We start from the raw sequence: 14,789 nt of genomic DNA, 5'->3' as shown, positions 1-14,789 counted from the left end.
CTGCGGCGCGGTCCCGCGATGTGATCCATCACCCGCCGCGCACAGGCAACCCACAGCCTCCGTCTCCCCTCCTCCGGGGGCGAAGGGACATCCGGGTCCCGCCCGGACGTCCGAGGTCGGGGTTCAAGGAGGAACAGTGGTCCGTGCCCGGCACATTGGGGTGGTGGCCGCCGCGTTGCTCGCGGTGGCCGGGGCATCCCCGGGGGTGGCGCTCGCCGACTCCCAACCCAGCGGTGCTGATGGAGTGTTGGCGGCCAGGGACGGCACGCCGCTGCCGCCGGGATGGCGGCTGACCGGCGGCGGATCGGCGCCGCAGCTGGTGTGGCGGTCCGGCCGGCCGGTGCCGATGGGTGACGCGCGGGTCGAATTCCGGGCCGGGGGCCGCCTGTTGGGCGTGCCACGGCCGGCGGCGGACGGGCACACCTTCCGACTGCCGCTCGGTGAACGGCGGTTGACGGAGCTGCGCGGAATCCTGCCGGGCGCGCGGCCGGGCGGCCTGGAGGTCTGGTCCGGCGGGCGGCGATTGGACGCGCCGGAAGCGCGGGGCGCCGCGCCGGCGGTCCAGCCGCCCGCCCCGCTGCCCGCGAACGCCGTCGATCCGGGCAAGCCCGGCAACTACCGCACCAGAACCGGCGAGTACGCGCTGAACTCGGTCCGGCTGCCCGGCTTCCCGCAGCCGGTGGAGATGCGCGCGGTGGTCGTCGCGCCGGTCGGCGCGTCCGGCAAGCGGCCCCTCGCGCTGTTCCTGCACGGCCGTCACGCCACGTGCTACAAGGGCCGCGGGGAGGCCGGCGGCGACTGGCCCTGCAAGGGGGGCACCAAGCCGATACCGAGCCACCGCGGCTATCTGCGCGACCAGCAACTGCTCGCCTCCCAGGGCTATGTGACCGTTTCCATCGCCGCCAACGGCATCAACGGGCAGGACTTCGCGGCCGAGGACGGCGGCGCGCAGGCCCGGTCGTCGCTGGTGCGGCTGCACCTGGCCCGGTGGGCCGACTGGGCCGAACACCCCCGGACGGCGCCGCAGGCGGCCCGTGAGGCGCCCCGCGCCGATCTGTCGAAGGTGCTGCTGGTCGGGCACTCCCGGGGTGGCGAGGGCGTCAACCGGGCCGCGCTGGACAGCCTGGCCCCGCCACCCGCCGACCAGGACGGCTACCACGGGCGGGTGCGCTGGACCGTCCGGGGCACCGTCCTCATCGGCCCGACCGTCTTCGGGCAGAACCCGGTGCCGGACGTGCCGTCGGTGACCATCCTGCCGGGCTGCGACGGCGACGTCTCCGACCTCCAGGGCGAGGTGTACGTCGACGGCACGCGCGCGGTCGGCAACGGCAGCGCGCTGCACAGCGCCGTGTACGTGATCGGCGCCAACCACAACTTCTTCAACTCGGAGTGGACACCGGGCCAGGCGGCGGCGCCGGCCGAGGACGACTTCTACGACGAACCGGGCCACCCCGACCCGGTGTGCGGCAAGCGGGCCGCGACCCGGCTGTCCGCCGACCGGCAGCACCGGGCCGGCAGCACGTACATCGCCGCCGCCGCACGCCTGTTCCTCGCCGGGGACGACCGGGTGCGGCCGCTGCTGGACGGCTCCGGGAAGCGGGCGCCGTCGGCGGACCCGGCGCGGGTGCTGAGCCACGCGGTGGGCGCCCGCCGGGGCGGCGGGTTCCTGCCGGACGGCGGGGTGTCGGTGACCGGCGGCAAGCTGTGCGCCGCGGCGGACCCGAGCCCGGCCCGCAGTTGCCTGGCCGCGAACACCAAGGGGGCCTCGCCGCACTTCGCCCAGTGGGAGACCGACCGGGAGACCGGCCGGCAGGCGGTGGCGCTGCGCTGGACGCGCGCCGGCAGCCCGGCCCGGGTGACGCCCGTCAAGCCGGTGTCGCTGTCGGGTTCGACGGCGCTGGCCCTGCGGGTGTTCGTACCGCCGAACACCCGGGGCACGCGGCTGGACGTGTCGCTGACCGACACCTCCGGCAAGAAGGCCAGGCTCGGCGGCGTCACGCTGGACGGGCTTCCCGGCAGCGAGCGGACCGCCTCCTACTGGGCGCGGGAGGTCCGGGTGCCCCTGACGGCGGCCGGCCGCGCCGGACTGAAGCTGGGCTCGGTCAAGTCCCTCGAGCTGACGTCGCGTTCGGCTTCCGGGCGGGCCTGGCTGATGGACGCGTGGGGCTGGCGGGCCGGAACCCCCGCGGTACGCGTGGAAGCGCTGCCGCGCGTGGACGTCGGCCGGACGACCGTGTCCGAGGGGGACTCGGGCTCGCGCACCTACCGGGTTCCGGTGCGGGTGTCGGGCCGGGGCGGCGGCGGCCAGGTCCGGGTGTACGTCGTCGACCCGGTCACCGGGCGGGCGACGGACCGGCTGGTGACGGTGCGTCCGGGCGGTCATGACGCGGATGTGCCGGTCGAGGTGCGGGGCAACACCCGCTACGGCACCGATGTGTCCCACGATGTGCTGGTGAAGGCGGTCCGCGGCGCGGTCGTCGGCTCCTACCGGGGCGGGATCACCGTGCGCGACGACGACCCGGCGCCCACGATGACCCTCACACCGGTCGCCGCGAAGGTGACCGAGGGGCAGTCGCTGAAGTGGCGGGTGACGCTGTCGGAGCCGGTCGACGTCGACATGGACGCCTGGTTCGGGGTCGCGCCCGCCACCGCTCCGGAGCTGTCCACCAAGGACGTCCCGGCGGCCTGGCTGCGGGACCAGTCCGGCGAGAAGCCCGACCCCGAGCGACCGCTGTCCAAGGTGGCCGGGCTCTGGCTGTGGGCGGACATCCCGGCGGGCCGCACGAGCGTGGAGCTCACCGTGCCCACGGTCAAGGACGGGGTGCGGGAGTCCACCGAGTCGGTGCGGTTCCGGCAGCTCGACCCCGAGACCGGCAAGCCGCGCACCGGCGGCCTGGAGGCGACGGGATCGGTGCTCGACGCGTCGTAGCGCCTACGAGACCGGTGCCCGGCGCGCCACAGGCCCTGCGAGACCGGTACTCGACGCGCCGTAGGACCGACGGACCCGGTCCACGGCGCACCGTAGGTCCGAAGGACCCGGCGCACGGCGCCGCGCAGGCGGCCGCCGCCCGGGTGGCCCTCACTCGCCGAGGGTCACCCGGATGCCGACCGTGCCGCCCAGGCCGCGCCGCAGCCGGCTGCCCAGCAGGGTGAGGCGGCCGACGACGCCGTACTTGCGGGCGATGAGGCTCCGGTAGCGGGCGGTGGTGTCCGCGCCGGTGATCTCGGCGGTGGCGGGCAGCTGGTCGCCGGTGGGGTTGCCGCGCCGGTCGCAGGGGCCGACGAGGACATCGCCGCGGCGCCGGATCCGCTTGACCTTCCCGCTGTCGCCGGCGGTCCATACGCCGAGGGTGTCCCCGTCCCGGACCACCCAGACCGGGGTGGCGACGGGGGTGCCGTTCCGGCGGTAGCTGGTCAGCAGCAGGTAGGGGCCGGCGCCGAGCCGGGCGAGCCGTGTGGGATCCATGTGCGCAGTCTCCCGCCCGCCGGGCCCGGGGTCCAGACGGCGAAGATCGGCCGGGGCGCTAGATTGCGTCCCGCACGCTGTATCCCCCGTCAGAGGTCCCCGTCTTCCAGGAGCTGACCCACGTGACCGACATCCCGGCAGCCACCAACGGCGTGGCCGCCTCGCTGCGCGCCCGCATCAACACCGACCAGCCGCACACCGCCCGGATCTGGAACTACTGGCTCGGCGGCAAGGACAACTACGAGGTCGACCGGGAGGCCGGCGACCGGATCCGCCAACTGCACCCGGGCATCGGGGAGTACGCGCGCGCCGACCGGCTCTTCCTGGGCCGCGCGGTGCGCCACCTGGCCGGCGAGGTGGGCATCCGGCAGTTCCTGGACATCGGTACCGGGCTGCCCACGGCCGACAACACGCACGAGGTGGCACAGCGCGTCGCGCCGGAGTCGCGGATCGTGTACGTGGACAACGACCCGCTGGTCCTCGCGCACGCGCGGGCCCTGCTGACCAGCACGCCCGAGGGCCGTACCGACTATCTGGACGAGGACCTGCGCAACGTCGACGCGATCGTGGAACACGCGTCGCGGACACTGGACTTCAGCCGGCCGGTGGCGCTGATCCTGCTCGGCGTGGTCATCTTCATCGGCGACGACGAGGACCCGTACGGCCTGGTACGGCAGTTGACGGACCGGCTGCCGGCGGGCAGCCACCTGGTGCTGTCGCACACCATCACCAGCCCGTCCATGCCGGACGTGGACGAGGCGGTGCGGTTCTGGAACGAGCACGGCACCCCGAAGCTCACCCAGCGCACGCCCGCCGATGTCGCCCGGTTCTTCGACGGCCTCGAGCTGCTGGAGCCGGGGCTGGTGTCCTGCTCGCGGTGGCGGCCCGAGCCCGCGGACGGGCCGGAGCCGGCGGAGGTCGCCATGTTCGGCGGGGTGGCCCGCAAGGACTGACCCCGGCGGCCGCTGAACACCCGCGCGCCGGGCGCCGTATGGAGGAGCGGGCCCCCGCCCGGGCGGGGGCCTCGCGGTGTCCGCCCGGGCGTCGCGGGTCCGGCTTCGGGAGCCTCGCATGCGGCACGCACGACGACGGGTCGTCCGACGGGTGACACGCCTGGCGGCGGCCTGCGGACTCCTCCTGGGAGGCACGATGGTCGCCCGGGCCGCCGGGGCGGACCAGCCCCCGGCCGCCGGGCCGGGGCGGCCCGGCGACACCGGTGCGGCGCTGGTGGCCCGGCTCGGCACCGCCCGTACGGCGGGCAGCTGGATCGGTGCCGACGGGCGCGCGGTGGTGGCGGTGACCGACGGTGCGGCGGCGCGGGCGGTACGCCGGGCCGGGGCCGGGGCGAAGACCGTCGCGCACAGCATGGACGAGCTGAAGTCGGCGACGGCGGCGCTGCGTTCGGCGCCGCGCGTGCCGGGCACGGCGTGGGCGGTGGACTACCGGACCAACCGGGTCGTGGTACGGGCCGACCGCACGGTGTCCGCCGGTGACTGGTCCCGGCTGGGCCGAGTCGCCCACCGGATCGGCGGGTTCGTGCACATGGAGCGGACGAAGGGCGTCTTCACCACGCGGCTGAACGGCGCCCGGCCGATCCTGTCGGCCGGCGGGCGCTGCTCGGCGGGATTCAACGTCACCGACGGGCGGTCCGACTTCATCCTCACGGCCGGTCACTGCGGGCCCGCCGGGGCCGTCTGGTTCGCCGGCGACCCGGGCGGCCGGCCGCTCGGCACCACGGTCGACAGCGCGTTCCCGGGCAGTGACTTCTCGCTCGTGCGGTACTCCGGCGGCAGGGCGGGAGCGGGCGCCGACGTGGTGGCGGTCGGCGGCGGCAAGGGCGTGCGGATCACCGGGGCGGCCGATCCGGCGGTGGGGCAGCGGGTGTTCCGCAGCGGCAGCACCAGCGGGCTGCGCGACGGCCGGGTCACCGCGCTCGACGCGACCGTCAACTACCCGGAGGGGACGGTCACCGGACTCGTCGAGACCACAGTGTGCGCCGAACCGGGCGACAGCGGCGGCCCGCTGTTCGCCGAGGGCGTCGCGCTCGGTGTGACCTCGGGCGGCGACGGCGACTGCGCGACGGGCGGGACGACGTTCTTCCAGCCGGTGACCAAGGCGCTGTCGGCGCTGGGTGTCCGGCTGGTCCGCGCGGCCGGGGACACGGGCGGCGGTACCCCGGCGGGCGCCTCCTCCCCCATGGTCTCCCCGGGCACGGCGGCCCCGGGCCCGGTCCGTGCCCTGCCGGCCCGGCTGACGGACGTCCGGAACGTCGGGCCGGGTCTGCTGGTCATCGCGGGCAGCCTGGTCGCGCTGGCCGCGACCCGGTACCTGCGGGCCGAGCGGGACCGCAGGGCGTACCGGAGGCGCTACTCGGCGACCTGGAGCTGACCGGGAGGTACGGGCGCGGGTGGGTCGGGCGGTACGGCGCGGTGGGCGCGGGGTCGGTCAGGCGGCCCGGTGCGACCGCGGGGCCGCGGCGGCCCACTCCATCACGAGGCGCTGGTACTCCGCGCGCTGCTCGGTGGTCAGTGTCCCGCCCGACCGGCGCCACAGGGCCCGGATCTCCTCGTTGACCTCCGCGGCCGATCGCTCGGAGGCGGCTGCAACAGTGGTGGACATGCTGTGAAGCATATGCCGATCGAGGTGAAGGCGCTGTGAGTAAGTGCGAGCGATACGGACATAACGGACCGTGTTGCTCATCACGTCACTGCTCTTGACGCATAAAATCTCGCGTCGCGAAAGTGATCCATATGACTTTCTCCCTCGGCATCGTCGGCGCGGGGCAGTTCTCCGGCCGGTTCGCCGCGCTCTTCCACGCCCACCCCGGCGTACGGGACGTCTATGTCACCGACCTCCTGCCCGAGCGCGCCGAGCGCCTCGTCGCCGCGCACGGCCTCGCGGGGACGTTCCCGTCGTACGCGGCGATGCTGGAGTCACCGGCCGTCGACGCGGTCGCGGTCTTCACCCAGCGCTGGACCCACGGCCCGCTGGTCCTGCGGGGCCTGAACGCGGGCAAGCACGTGTTCTCGGCCGTCCCGATGGCGGTCACCGCCGAGGAGGTCGCCGCGATCGTCGCCACCGTCCGGTCCACCGGGCTGACGTACATGATGGGCGAGACCAGCCACTACCACCCGGCGACCGTGCTCGCCCGCGCCCGGATCGCCGAGGGCGCCCTCGGCCGGGTGTTCTACGCCGAGGGCGACTACGTCCACGACATGGACCTGGGCTTCTACGACGCCTACCGGTACAGCGGCGGCGAGAACTGGCGGGCGACGGCCAGCTATCCCCCTCTGCTGTACCCGACGCACTCGGTGGGCGGGGTGCTCGGGGCCTGGCGGACGCACGCGGTGAGCGTGTCGGCGATCGGCGTCCGCGACGAGGGCGACGACGGCGTCTTCGACCGCTCGGTCAGCATGTTCGACAACGACGTGTCCAACGCCACCGCGCTGTTCGAGGTCGCGGGCGGCGGATCGTTCCGCACCAACGAGTTCCGGCGGGTCGGCTACCCCGCGTACCTGCGCGAGTCCCGGTTCCGGTTCTTCGGGACCGCGGCCAGCATGGAGCAGCTCGCCACGGTGGCCCTGTGGCAGGACCGCGGCGGCGTCGAGGACATCACCGAGCTGCTGGAGCCGAAGCGGGCCGTCGCGCCCGACGACCCGTCCCTCGCCGCTGTCGCGCCCGAGCTGCGCGCGGCCTTCACCTCGGGCTCGGCGCCGGTGCACGACCGGTCCCGGCTGCCCCGTGCGTTCGACCACCTGCCCAACGGGCACGAGGGCAGCCACCACTTCCTGGCGGACGACTTCGTCACCGCCGTGGCGCGGCGCACACTTCCGCCGGTGAACGCGTGGGTGGCCGCCCGCTACACCCTGCCGGGCATCGTCGCGCACGAGTCGGCACGGCAGGGCGGTGTACGGCTTCGGATCCCGGACTTCGGGGACGCCCCCGCGTCCTGACGGACCGGCCCGGGCTCAGGTGCCCGGCTTGCGGCCGTAGACGAAGACGTCGTCGCCGTTCCTCAGCAGCGACCAGTACTTCTTGGCGTCCTTCTTCGTCATGTTGACGCAGCCGTGCGAGCCCGGCGGGTTCCACATGCTCAGGCCCACCGAGTGGAAGGCCTGGCCGCCGTCGAAGAACTGGCTGTAGGGCATCGGCACGTCGTAGAGGTTCGAGACGTGGTCGATGTCCCGCCAGTAGATCTTCTTCAGGCCGGTGCGGGTCTCGTAGCGGTCACGGCCGGTGCGCACCGGCACGGGGCCGTAGACCAGCTTCTTGCCGTCCTGGATCCAGCTGAGCTGGAGCGTGAGGTTCACACAGGCGATCCGGCCCTTGTTCACCGGGCACTTGCCGTCCTTGTTCGGCTTGTTGCCGACGGCCTTCTGCTTGTTCATGAGGTCCATCACGCCCCAGGTGACCGAACCGGCGTAGCCGATGGTCGGGGTGATGCCGTGCTTGCTCTGGAACGCCCGGATCGCCGTGCAGTCGGCGGCGGACTGCCTGCCGTCGACCGGCCGGCCCAGGAACTTCTCCACCTGCTTCTGGTACGGCCCGGTGCTCGTGCTACAGCTCGCGGCCTGGGCCGGTGCCGCGGTGACGGCGAGCGCGAGCGGCGCCACCAGTCCCGTCACGCCCAGCCCTACGACGCCTCGTCTGCGTATGCCCCCCATGGCGGCCTCTCTCCTTCCGGTTCCTGGTCTGCTCGCCCGGTCCTCCCGGGTGCTCTCCAGCTCGAATTCCCGCGGTCTCGGACTACTAGACCCGGCCGGGGAGGGCATGGTTGTGGTTCCGGTCAGGCTGTGACGAAACGGTGAAGTTCAGACCGTATCGCACGCCCTGAGCGGTTCGTCCGCCCGGGTCGGGTCCCCGGGGGCCGCCGTGCGCGGCAGCCGGGGCCGGCGGGGCGGTGTCCGGTTCGGCCGGTCCAGTTGTCACGAAGTGGACCGGGCGGGGGGCGGCGGCCCGCGCGGCCTAGGGTGCGGCGCATGGACCGCACGCTCGCCGGTGACCTCGCCCGGCTTCCCGAACTGTTGCAGGCCGCCCGTGATGTCGCCGCCCGGGAGGTGGCGGGGCTGGCCGGGCGGCCGGTCGCCGCGCCCGGCCCGGCGCCGGGGCGGGCGCCGCTGCCGGCCGAGGGGGTGGGCGGCGAGGGCGCCCTCGCGTACTTCACCGAGCGGTGGGCGCCCGGTTTCTCCGGCTCCGCCGGCCCGCGCTACCTCGGTTTCGTCACCGGCGGGGCGACACCCGCGTCCGTCGCCGGGGACTGGCTGACGTCCGCGTTCGACCAGAACCTGTCGGGTGCGGGCGGCTCCCGGGCCGAGGAGCTGGAACGGGAGACGGTGGCATGGCTGCGTGAACTGTTCGGGCTGGGCGCGGAGCACAGCGGGGCGTTCGTGACGGGCGCGACCATGTCGAACACGGTCGGGCTGGCCATCGGCCGCGAGTGGGCGGGCGAACGGCTGGGCGTGGACGTCTCCCGGCAGGGGGCGGCGGCGCTGGGTCCGCTGGACGTGCTCTCGGGCAGCCCGCACTCCAGCGTCGCGAAGGGCATGTCGGTGCTGGGCCTGGGCCGGGACCGGCTGCGGCGGGTACCGCTGCTGCCGGGCGGGCGGGAGGCGGTCGACGTGGCCGCGCTGGAGGCGGCGCTGGCCGAGCGGGCGGGCCGGCCGGTGATCGTGGTCGCGAACGCGGGCACCGTGAACACCGTCGACTTCGACGATCTGCGGGCGATCGCCGCGCTGAAGGAACGGTACGACTTCTGGCTGCACGTGGACGGGGCGTTCGGCGCGTTCGCCGCGCTCAGCCCCCGGCATGCGGCGCTGGTCGACGGGCTGGACGCGGCCGACTCGGTCTGCGTGGACCTGCACAAGTGGCTGAACGTGCCCTATGACGCGGCCGTTCAGTTCACCCGGCACCGCGATCTGCAGGTGGCGGTGTTCCACAACGCCTCGCCGTATCTGGGACTGCCCGCGGGCGAGCCCGAGTTCCTGCATCTGACCCCGGAGAACTCGCGCCGGCTGCGCGCCCTGCCGGCCTGGTTCTCGCTCGTGGCCTACGGCCGGGCCGGGCACCGGGAGATCGTGGAGCGCAATGTGACGCTGGCCCGCCGGCTCGGCGCGGGGATCGAGGCGCTGCCGGGTCTGCGCCTACTCGCCCCGGTGCGGCTCAACGTCGTCTGCTTCACCCTCGCCGAGGATCCGTCCGAGGAGCGGGTGGCGCGGCTGGCCCGGGCGGTCGCCGCGTCCGGGGAGGCGTTCCTGACGCCGACGGTGTACGACGGGGTGCCCGGGCTGCGCGCGGCGTTCAGCAACTGGCGGACCACCGAGGCGGACACCGACCGGGTGCTGCGGGTTCTGGCCGACTCGGCCTGTCGAGACGTCAACTAGTGTGCGTTCGCACCTTGGTTCACCGGTACCCGGTGACGTCCGCCGGTCTGCCCGCGTCCTGCACCTCGGTCAGGTAACGCCAGGCGTCCGGGCGGCTGCCGTCGAGGTCGGTGAAGCCGTACACCTGTGCCAGGCCGCCGCTGGAGAGGGACTGCCCGTTGAACCGGGCGACGTCCGGGTCGGCGGCCAGGGCGGCGACGGCCCGGCCGGTGAAGCGCGGGGTCTCGGAGATGGCGAAGTGCGGTTCGCGTGCCAGGGCGTCCCGCCAGTTCTCCTCGCGCACGCCGAAGGTGTCGAGCATGATCTCCGAGCGCATCCAGCCCGGTGTCAGGGCCACCGCCGTCGCGCCGCGCGGCCCGAGTTCGTGCCCCAGGGCGAAGGCCATGCGCAGGACGGACGCCTTGGCGAGGTCGTAGAAGAAGTTCACGCGGTAGGTGTCGCGGTTGTACTCGGCGGTGCCGTCGGTGACCTCCACGACCAGGCCGCCGGGCCGGCGCAGCAGCAGCGGCAGCGCGTAGTGGCTGGTGACGGCGTGGGTCTCGACGGCGAGGCGGAGCAGCCGCAGCCCGCCCGCGAGATCGTGCTCCCACACGGGGGTGTCCCACTGGAAGAGGTTCTCCCCGCCCCAGATGTCGTTGACGAGGACGTCGAGGCGGCCCCGTTCCCCCGCGATCCGGTCCACCAGGTGCCGTACGGCCGAGTGGTCGAGGTGGTCGGCCGCCACGGCGATGCCCCGGCCGCCGGCCTCGGTGACGAGGTCGGCGGTGTCCTCGATGGTCTCGGGGCGGTCGTACTCCGAGCGGCGGGCGCGGGTGCTGCGGCCGGTGACGTACACGGTGGCGCCGGCCGCGCCGAGTTCCACGGCGATGCCCCGGCCCGCGCCCCTTGTCGCCCCGGCGACCAGCGCCACCTTGCCGTCCAGCGGTCCTGTCATGTCCTGCCTCCCGTGGGCCGTGCCTGCTGTGCCCTGCCACTCTCACGGGAATACCGGACATCTTCTGTCGGTGTTTCGGGGGCGTCCGCGATCAGTGCCCGCGGTCGATCCACTCCTGGAGGTGCGGGGCCTCCGCGCCGATGGTGGTGGCGTCGCCGTGTCCGGTGAGGACCTTGGTCTCGGCCGGCAGGGTGAGGAGGCGGTCGCGGACGGAGTCGATGATGGTCGGGAAGTGGGAGAAGGAGCGCCCGGTCGCGCCGGGGCCGCCCTGGAAGAGGGTGTCGCCGGTGAACACGGTGCCGAGACCGGGGTCGTACAGGCAGACGGCGCCCGGGGCGTGTCCGGGGGTGTGCAGGACGGTGAGGTCGGCGCCGGCGGCCTCGATGACCTGGCCGTCGAGGAGGTGCCGGTCGGGTTCGCGGTCCGGGTGGGTCTGCCGCCACAGCGGCAGGTCGTCGCGGTGCAGCCAGATCGTGGCGCCGGTCAGGTCGGCGAGGCGCGGGGCCGCGTTGACGTGGTCGTTGTGGGCGTGCGTGCACACGATGGCGGTCAGCCGGCGGTCGCCGACGGCGCGGGCGATGGCCTCGGCGTCGTGGGCGGCGTCGATGACGATCACCTCCCGGTCGTCACCGACGAGCCACACGTTGTTCTCCACGTCCCAGGTGCCGCCGTCCAGGGTGAACTGGCCGCTGGTGACGAGGCGTTCGATCCGCGCGGTCATCACAGCACCACCACCGAGCGCAGTACGTCGCCGTGGTGCATCCGCTCGAACGCCTGCTCCACCTGGCCGAGTCCGACGGTCTCGGTGACGAACGCGTCGAGCGGCAGGCGGCCTTGCAGGTGCAGGTCGATCAGCATCGGGAAGTCACGGCTGGGCAGGCAGTCGCCGTACCAGCTCGACTTCAGGGCGCCGCCGCGGCCGAAGACGTCCAGCAGGGGCAGTTCGAGCTTCATGTCGGGGGTGGGGACACCGACGAGGACGACGGTGCCGGCCAGGTCGCGGGCGTAGAAGGCCTGCCGGTAGGTCTCGGGGCGGCCGACGGCCTCGATGACGACGTCGGCGCCGAAGCCGCCGGTCAGCTCGCGGATCGCCTCGACCGGGTCGGTCTCCTTGGAGTTGACGGTGTGGGTGGCGCCCAGGGTGCGGGCCTTGGCCAGCTTGCGGTCGTCGATGTCCACGGCGATGACGCGGGCCGCGCCGGCCAGGTTCGCCCCGGCGATGGCCGCGCCGCCGACACCGCCGCAGCCGATGACCGCGACCGAGTCGCCGCGGCCGACGCCGCCGGTGTTGATCGCGGCGCCGATGCCGGCCATCACCCCGCAGCCGAGGAGGCCCGCGACCGCCGGGGAGACGGCCGGGTCGACCTTGGTGCACTGGCCGGCCGCGACGAGCGTCTTCTCGGCGAAGGCGCCGATGCCGAGCGCCGGGGACAGCTCCTGGCCGGTGGCGGCGAGGGTCATCTTCTGCCGGGCGTTGTGGGTGTTGAAGCAGTACCAGGGCCGGCCGCGCAGACAGGCCCGGCACTGCCCGCACACCGCACGCCAGTTGAGGATGACGAAGTCCCCGGGCGCGACGTCGGTGACGCCCTCGCCGACCGACTCCACGACGCCGGCGGCCTCGTGGCCGAGCAGGAAGGGGAAGTCGTCGGAGATGCCGCCCTGCTTGTAGTGCAGATCGGTGTGGCAGACCCCGCAGGCCTGGACGCGTACGACGGCTTCGCCGGGCCCCGGGTCCGGCACCACGATCGTCTCGACCCGCACGGGCTCGTTCCTGCCCGGTGCGATCACGCCGCGTACTTCCTGCGCCATGGCCTGTCCCTTCATCGAATGCCTTCGCCGACGACCCTACGACGCGACCGGTCGGCAGCGGGAAGGATCACGTACATGATCGCGGATCTTTCCGGCCGCCGTCGGCCGCGGCGCGGGGCGGGGGTCAGCGCAGGCGGACGGGGACGGCGTTCACCAGGCCGAGCAGGGGCGCCGCGGGGGCGATGACCTGCTCCACCTGGCGCAGTTGGTTCAGTTCCCGCAGGTGCTTCAGCTCCCCCACCTGCTCGCTGACCTTCGGCACCCGGTCGCGGTGCGGGGCCGGAATGTCACCGGCGGTGAGCGAGTCCAGCGTGGAGAGTGCGGCGAGCTTTCCGACGACGGGGGCGCCGGTGCCCGCCGCGTCCGCCTGGGGTGCGGCGATGCCGGCGATCCCGGCGGCCAGACCGACGGCGGCGGCGATGCGACGTGTTGAGATCATGCCCTCCGCAACGCCCCGGCGCCCCGGCCGGACACGGGTGGCGGGGCGGGCTCACCCGTGAGGCGGACCGCGGTGTCCGCGCTTGCCGGGGCCGCCGGGGCGGAGGAGTCTCGTCAGGGGGGACCCGTGGCGGTCCGCCCACGGGCGGGCCGCGGGCGCCTGAAGGAGGTCACCATGGGCAGCGCGACGGGCTCCGCTTTCGACGCCGGGACACTGCGCCGGGGCATAGAGGGCAACACCGGCAACACCCTTCTGTCGCTGTACGCGGACGACGCGCGGATCCGCATCGTCGACCGTGTCCACCAGCCCAGTCGTCCCACGGAGCTGCACGGCCGGGTCGAGATCGCCGAGTTGCTGGACGACATCTACCGCCGCGACATGACGCACAAGCTGGAGCAGTGCGTCATCCAGGGCGACCACGCCGCCTACAGCGAGTCCTGCGAGTACGCGGACGGCACCCGGGTGCTGGCCGAGTCGATGCTCACGCTGCGGGACGGCAAGATCGCCGATCAGCTGATCATCCAGGTGTGGGACGAGTAGCCCCGGCCCGGAGGGAAAGGCAAGGTGGTCCGAAGGTCGTACGCACGCTCGGTTACGCTGTACGCGGGCCGTGACTGGCGCTGAGGTGGAGAACCACCGGGGAGCGGCCCGCGAGGTCAGCCGCGCGCCTGGGCGAGAAGAGTCGATCCGCTCCAGGAGTGTGCAGCATGACCCAGCCCCAGGCCGCCCGTCTGATGGACGGCACCGCGCTCGCCCGCCGCATCGTGGAGGACACCGCGCGGCGGGCCGCCGAACTCACCGAGCGCACCGGCACCGCGCCGTGTCTCGCGACCGTGCTGGTCGGCGAGGACCCGGCGTCGGTGACCTACGTCCGCATGAAGCAGAACCGCTGCCGCAAGGCCGGCATCACCTCCCGGCACGTCGCCCTCGCCGCCACCACCACGACGGACGAACTCGTCGGCACGCTGCGGGAGTTGTCGGCCGACCCGGGGGTGCACGGGATCCTGCTCCAGCACCCGGTGGGCGACCACATCGACGAGCGGGCCGCGTTCGAGGCGATCGCGCCGGAGAAGGACGTGGACGGTGTCACCTTCGCCTCGTTCGCCACGATGAGCTTCGGGCTGCCGGGCTTCGTCTCCTGCACGCCGGGCGGCATCGTACGGCTGCTGGACGAGTAAGGTGTCGACCCGGCCGGGAAGCGGGCCGTGGTGGTGGGCCGCAGTGCGATCCTCGGCAAGCCGGTGGGCATGCTGCTGCTGGCGCGGGACGCCACCGTGACGTACTGCCACTCGCGCACCCGGGACCTGTCGGCGGCGGTCCGCGAGGCCGACATCGTGGTGGCCGCGGTGGGCCGGCCCCGGCTGATCCGCGGGCAGGACATCAAGCCGGGCGCGGTCGTGATCGACGCGGGCTACAACCCCGGGAACGTCGGCGACGTCGACTTCGACTCGGCCGTGGAACGCGCCTCGCTGATCACGCCGGTTCCGGGCGGGGTGGGCCCGATGACGATCGCCACACTGCTGGAACAGACGGTGACGGCGGCGGGCCGGCAGCTCGGCGTCTGAGTGTGCCGTCCCGGGACGTCGGTCACAGGCGCGCCGGGGACTTGAGCGGATGAGGGCCTTCTGGGTCCGGTGTGGATCGCGGCATCCACGACCGGTACTCAGGAGGCCCTCGTGTCCCACCACCGTGTTGCCGGCCCGGCCCGGCGCCGGCGCGGGTGGGGGTACGTACGGAGTGAGCGGAGTCGTGCGAGGCGTG

At 73.8% G+C, this 14,789-nt stretch carries 13 protein-coding genes, 1 pseudogene and 1 riboswitch; of the genes and pseudogenes, 7 read left to right on the top strand and 7 right to left on the bottom strand.

Going from position 1 to position 14,789, the window contains the following annotated elements:
- The first annotated feature begins 136 nt into the window (after window positions 1-136).
- A complete protein-coding gene (locus HB370_RS35945; protein WP_030779866.1) occupies window positions 137-2,929 on the top strand; it encodes a hypothetical protein in 2,793 nt (930 codons plus the stop codon).
- Between the two features lie 150 nt (window positions 2,930-3,079).
- Here the strand turns inward: HB370_RS35945 and HB370_RS35940 are convergent, their stop codons facing one another.
- A complete protein-coding gene (locus tag HB370_RS35940; protein WP_030779869.1) occupies window positions 3,080-3,466 on the bottom strand; it encodes a PPOX class F420-dependent oxidoreductase in 387 nt (128 codons plus the stop codon).
- Between the two features lie 122 nt (window positions 3,467-3,588).
- Here HB370_RS35940 and HB370_RS35935 point away from each other — a divergent pair, with 122 nt between their 5' ends.
- Window positions 3,589-4,419 carry an SAM-dependent methyltransferase gene (locus HB370_RS35935; protein WP_030779872.1) on the top strand — a complete coding sequence of 277 codons (831 nt, stop codon included), beginning with the start codon at window positions 3,589-3,591 and terminating at the stop codon, window positions 4,417-4,419.
- Window positions 4,420-4,537: 118 nt separating this feature from the next.
- The gene (locus HB370_RS35930) at window positions 4,538-5,854 is read left to right on the top strand and encodes a S1 family peptidase (RefSeq protein ID WP_030779875.1); all 1,317 of its coding nucleotides are present in this window, start codon (window positions 4,538-4,540) and stop codon (window positions 5,852-5,854) included.
- Between the two features lie 57 nt (window positions 5,855-5,911).
- Here the strand turns inward: HB370_RS35930 and HB370_RS35925 are convergent, their stop codons facing one another.
- On the bottom strand, window positions 5,912-6,097 hold the full coding sequence (locus tag HB370_RS35925) for a hypothetical protein (protein ID WP_030607632.1): 186 nt from the start codon (window positions 6,095-6,097) through the stop codon (window positions 5,912-5,914).
- A 119-nt stretch (window positions 6,098-6,216) separates the two neighbouring features.
- On the opposite strand from HB370_RS35925, the gene HB370_RS35920 reads away from it, so the two are divergent.
- The gene (locus HB370_RS35920) at window positions 6,217-7,419 is read left to right on the top strand and encodes a Gfo/Idh/MocA family oxidoreductase (RefSeq protein ID WP_030779880.1); all 1,203 of its coding nucleotides are present in this window, start codon (window positions 6,217-6,219) and stop codon (window positions 7,417-7,419) included.
- A 15-nt stretch (window positions 7,420-7,434) separates the two neighbouring features.
- On the opposite strand, the gene HB370_RS35915 is transcribed toward HB370_RS35920, so the two are convergent.
- Entirely contained in the window at window positions 7,435-8,130 is a 696-nt protein-coding gene (locus HB370_RS35915; RefSeq protein WP_030779883.1) for a L,D-transpeptidase family protein, read from the bottom strand.
- Window positions 8,131-8,445: 315 nt separating this feature from the next.
- Between HB370_RS35915 and HB370_RS35910 the strand changes: the two genes are divergently transcribed.
- Window positions 8,446-9,846 carry an aminotransferase class I/II-fold pyridoxal phosphate-dependent enzyme gene (locus HB370_RS35910; RefSeq protein ID WP_167513071.1) on the top strand — a complete coding sequence of 467 codons (1,401 nt, stop codon included), beginning with the start codon at window positions 8,446-8,448 and terminating at the stop codon, window positions 9,844-9,846.
- A gap of 19 nt (window positions 9,847-9,865) precedes the next feature.
- Here the strand turns inward: HB370_RS35910 and HB370_RS35905 are convergent, their stop codons facing one another.
- The 4 genes from HB370_RS35905 to HB370_RS35890 form a co-directional block, all read right to left on the bottom strand.
- The gene (locus HB370_RS35905) at window positions 9,866-10,780 is read right to left on the bottom strand and encodes an SDR family oxidoreductase (protein WP_030779888.1); all 915 of its coding nucleotides are present in this window, start codon (window positions 10,778-10,780) and stop codon (window positions 9,866-9,868) included.
- A gap of 91 nt (window positions 10,781-10,871) precedes the next feature.
- Window positions 10,872-11,501, bottom strand: coding sequence for an MBL fold metallo-hydrolase (locus HB370_RS35900; protein ID WP_030779891.1), 630 nt, complete (start codon window positions 11,499-11,501; stop codon window positions 10,872-10,874).
- Entirely contained in the window at window positions 11,501-12,589 is a 1,089-nt protein-coding gene (locus HB370_RS35895; protein ID WP_030779894.1) for an S-(hydroxymethyl)mycothiol dehydrogenase, read from the bottom strand. The genes HB370_RS35900 and HB370_RS35895 overlap by 1 nt, the downstream gene beginning before the upstream one ends.
- Before the next feature lie 124 nt (window positions 12,590-12,713).
- Window positions 12,714-13,028, bottom strand: coding sequence for a hypothetical protein (locus HB370_RS35890; protein ID WP_030779897.1), 315 nt, complete (start codon window positions 13,026-13,028; stop codon window positions 12,714-12,716).
- 174 nt (window positions 13,029-13,202) lie between these two features.
- Between HB370_RS35890 and HB370_RS35885 the strand changes: the two genes are divergently transcribed.
- Both HB370_RS35885 and HB370_RS35880 read left to right on the top strand, forming a co-directional pair.
- The gene (locus HB370_RS35885; RefSeq protein ID WP_030779900.1) at window positions 13,203-13,568 is read left to right on the top strand and encodes a nuclear transport factor 2 family protein; all 366 of its coding nucleotides are present in this window, start codon (window positions 13,203-13,205) and stop codon (window positions 13,566-13,568) included.
- Window positions 13,569-13,628: 60 nt separating this feature from the next.
- A riboswitch (ZMP/ZTP riboswitch) is annotated at window positions 13,629-13,709 on the top strand.
- A gap of 26 nt (window positions 13,710-13,735) precedes the next feature.
- Window positions 13,736-14,593, top strand: a pseudogene (locus HB370_RS35880) (bifunctional 5,10-methylenetetrahydrofolate dehydrogenase/5,10-methenyltetrahydrofolate cyclohydrolase).
- The last annotated feature ends 196 nt before the right edge of the window (window positions 14,594-14,789 follow it).

This window comes from Streptomyces sp. DSM 40868 (assembly GCF_011820545.1).
Taxonomy (GTDB): domain Bacteria; phylum Actinomycetota; class Actinomycetes; order Streptomycetales; family Streptomycetaceae; genus Streptomyces; species Streptomyces eurythermus.
The sequence above is the reverse complement of the archived record's forward strand: the minus strand, read 5'-3'. Positions and strand labels throughout refer to the sequence as shown.

Coding starts and splice junctions, on each gene's coding strand:
- HB370_RS35905 (WP_030779888.1), bottom strand. CDS start 10,780: ATGACAGGACCGCTGGACGGCAAGGTGGCGCTGGTCGCCGGGGCGACA.
- HB370_RS35890 (WP_030779897.1), bottom strand. CDS start 13,028: ATGATCTCAACACGTCGCATCGCCGCCGCCGTCGGTCTGGCCGCCGGG.
- HB370_RS35900 (WP_030779891.1), bottom strand. CDS start 11,501: ATGACCGCGCGGATCGAACGCCTCGTCACCAGCGGCCAGTTCACCCTG.
- HB370_RS35895 (WP_030779894.1), bottom strand. CDS start 12,589: ATGGCGCAGGAAGTACGCGGCGTGATCGCACCGGGCAGGAACGAGCCC.
- HB370_RS35915 (WP_030779883.1), bottom strand. CDS start 8,130: ATGGGGGGCATACGCAGACGAGGCGTCGTAGGGCTGGGCGTGACGGGA.
- HB370_RS35910 (WP_167513071.1), top strand. CDS start 8,446: ATGGACCGCACGCTCGCCGGTGACCTCGCCCGGCTTCCCGAACTGTTG.
- HB370_RS35920 (WP_030779880.1), top strand. CDS start 6,217: ATGACTTTCTCCCTCGGCATCGTCGGCGCGGGGCAGTTCTCCGGCCGG.
- HB370_RS35940 (WP_030779869.1), bottom strand. CDS start 3,466: ATGGATCCCACACGGCTCGCCCGGCTCGGCGCCGGCCCCTACCTGCTG.
- HB370_RS35930 (WP_030779875.1), top strand. CDS start 4,538: ATGCGGCACGCACGACGACGGGTCGTCCGACGGGTGACACGCCTGGCG.
- HB370_RS35925 (WP_030607632.1), bottom strand. CDS start 6,097: ATGCTTCACAGCATGTCCACCACTGTTGCAGCCGCCTCCGAGCGATCG.
- HB370_RS35885 (WP_030779900.1), top strand. CDS start 13,203: ATGGGCAGCGCGACGGGCTCCGCTTTCGACGCCGGGACACTGCGCCGG.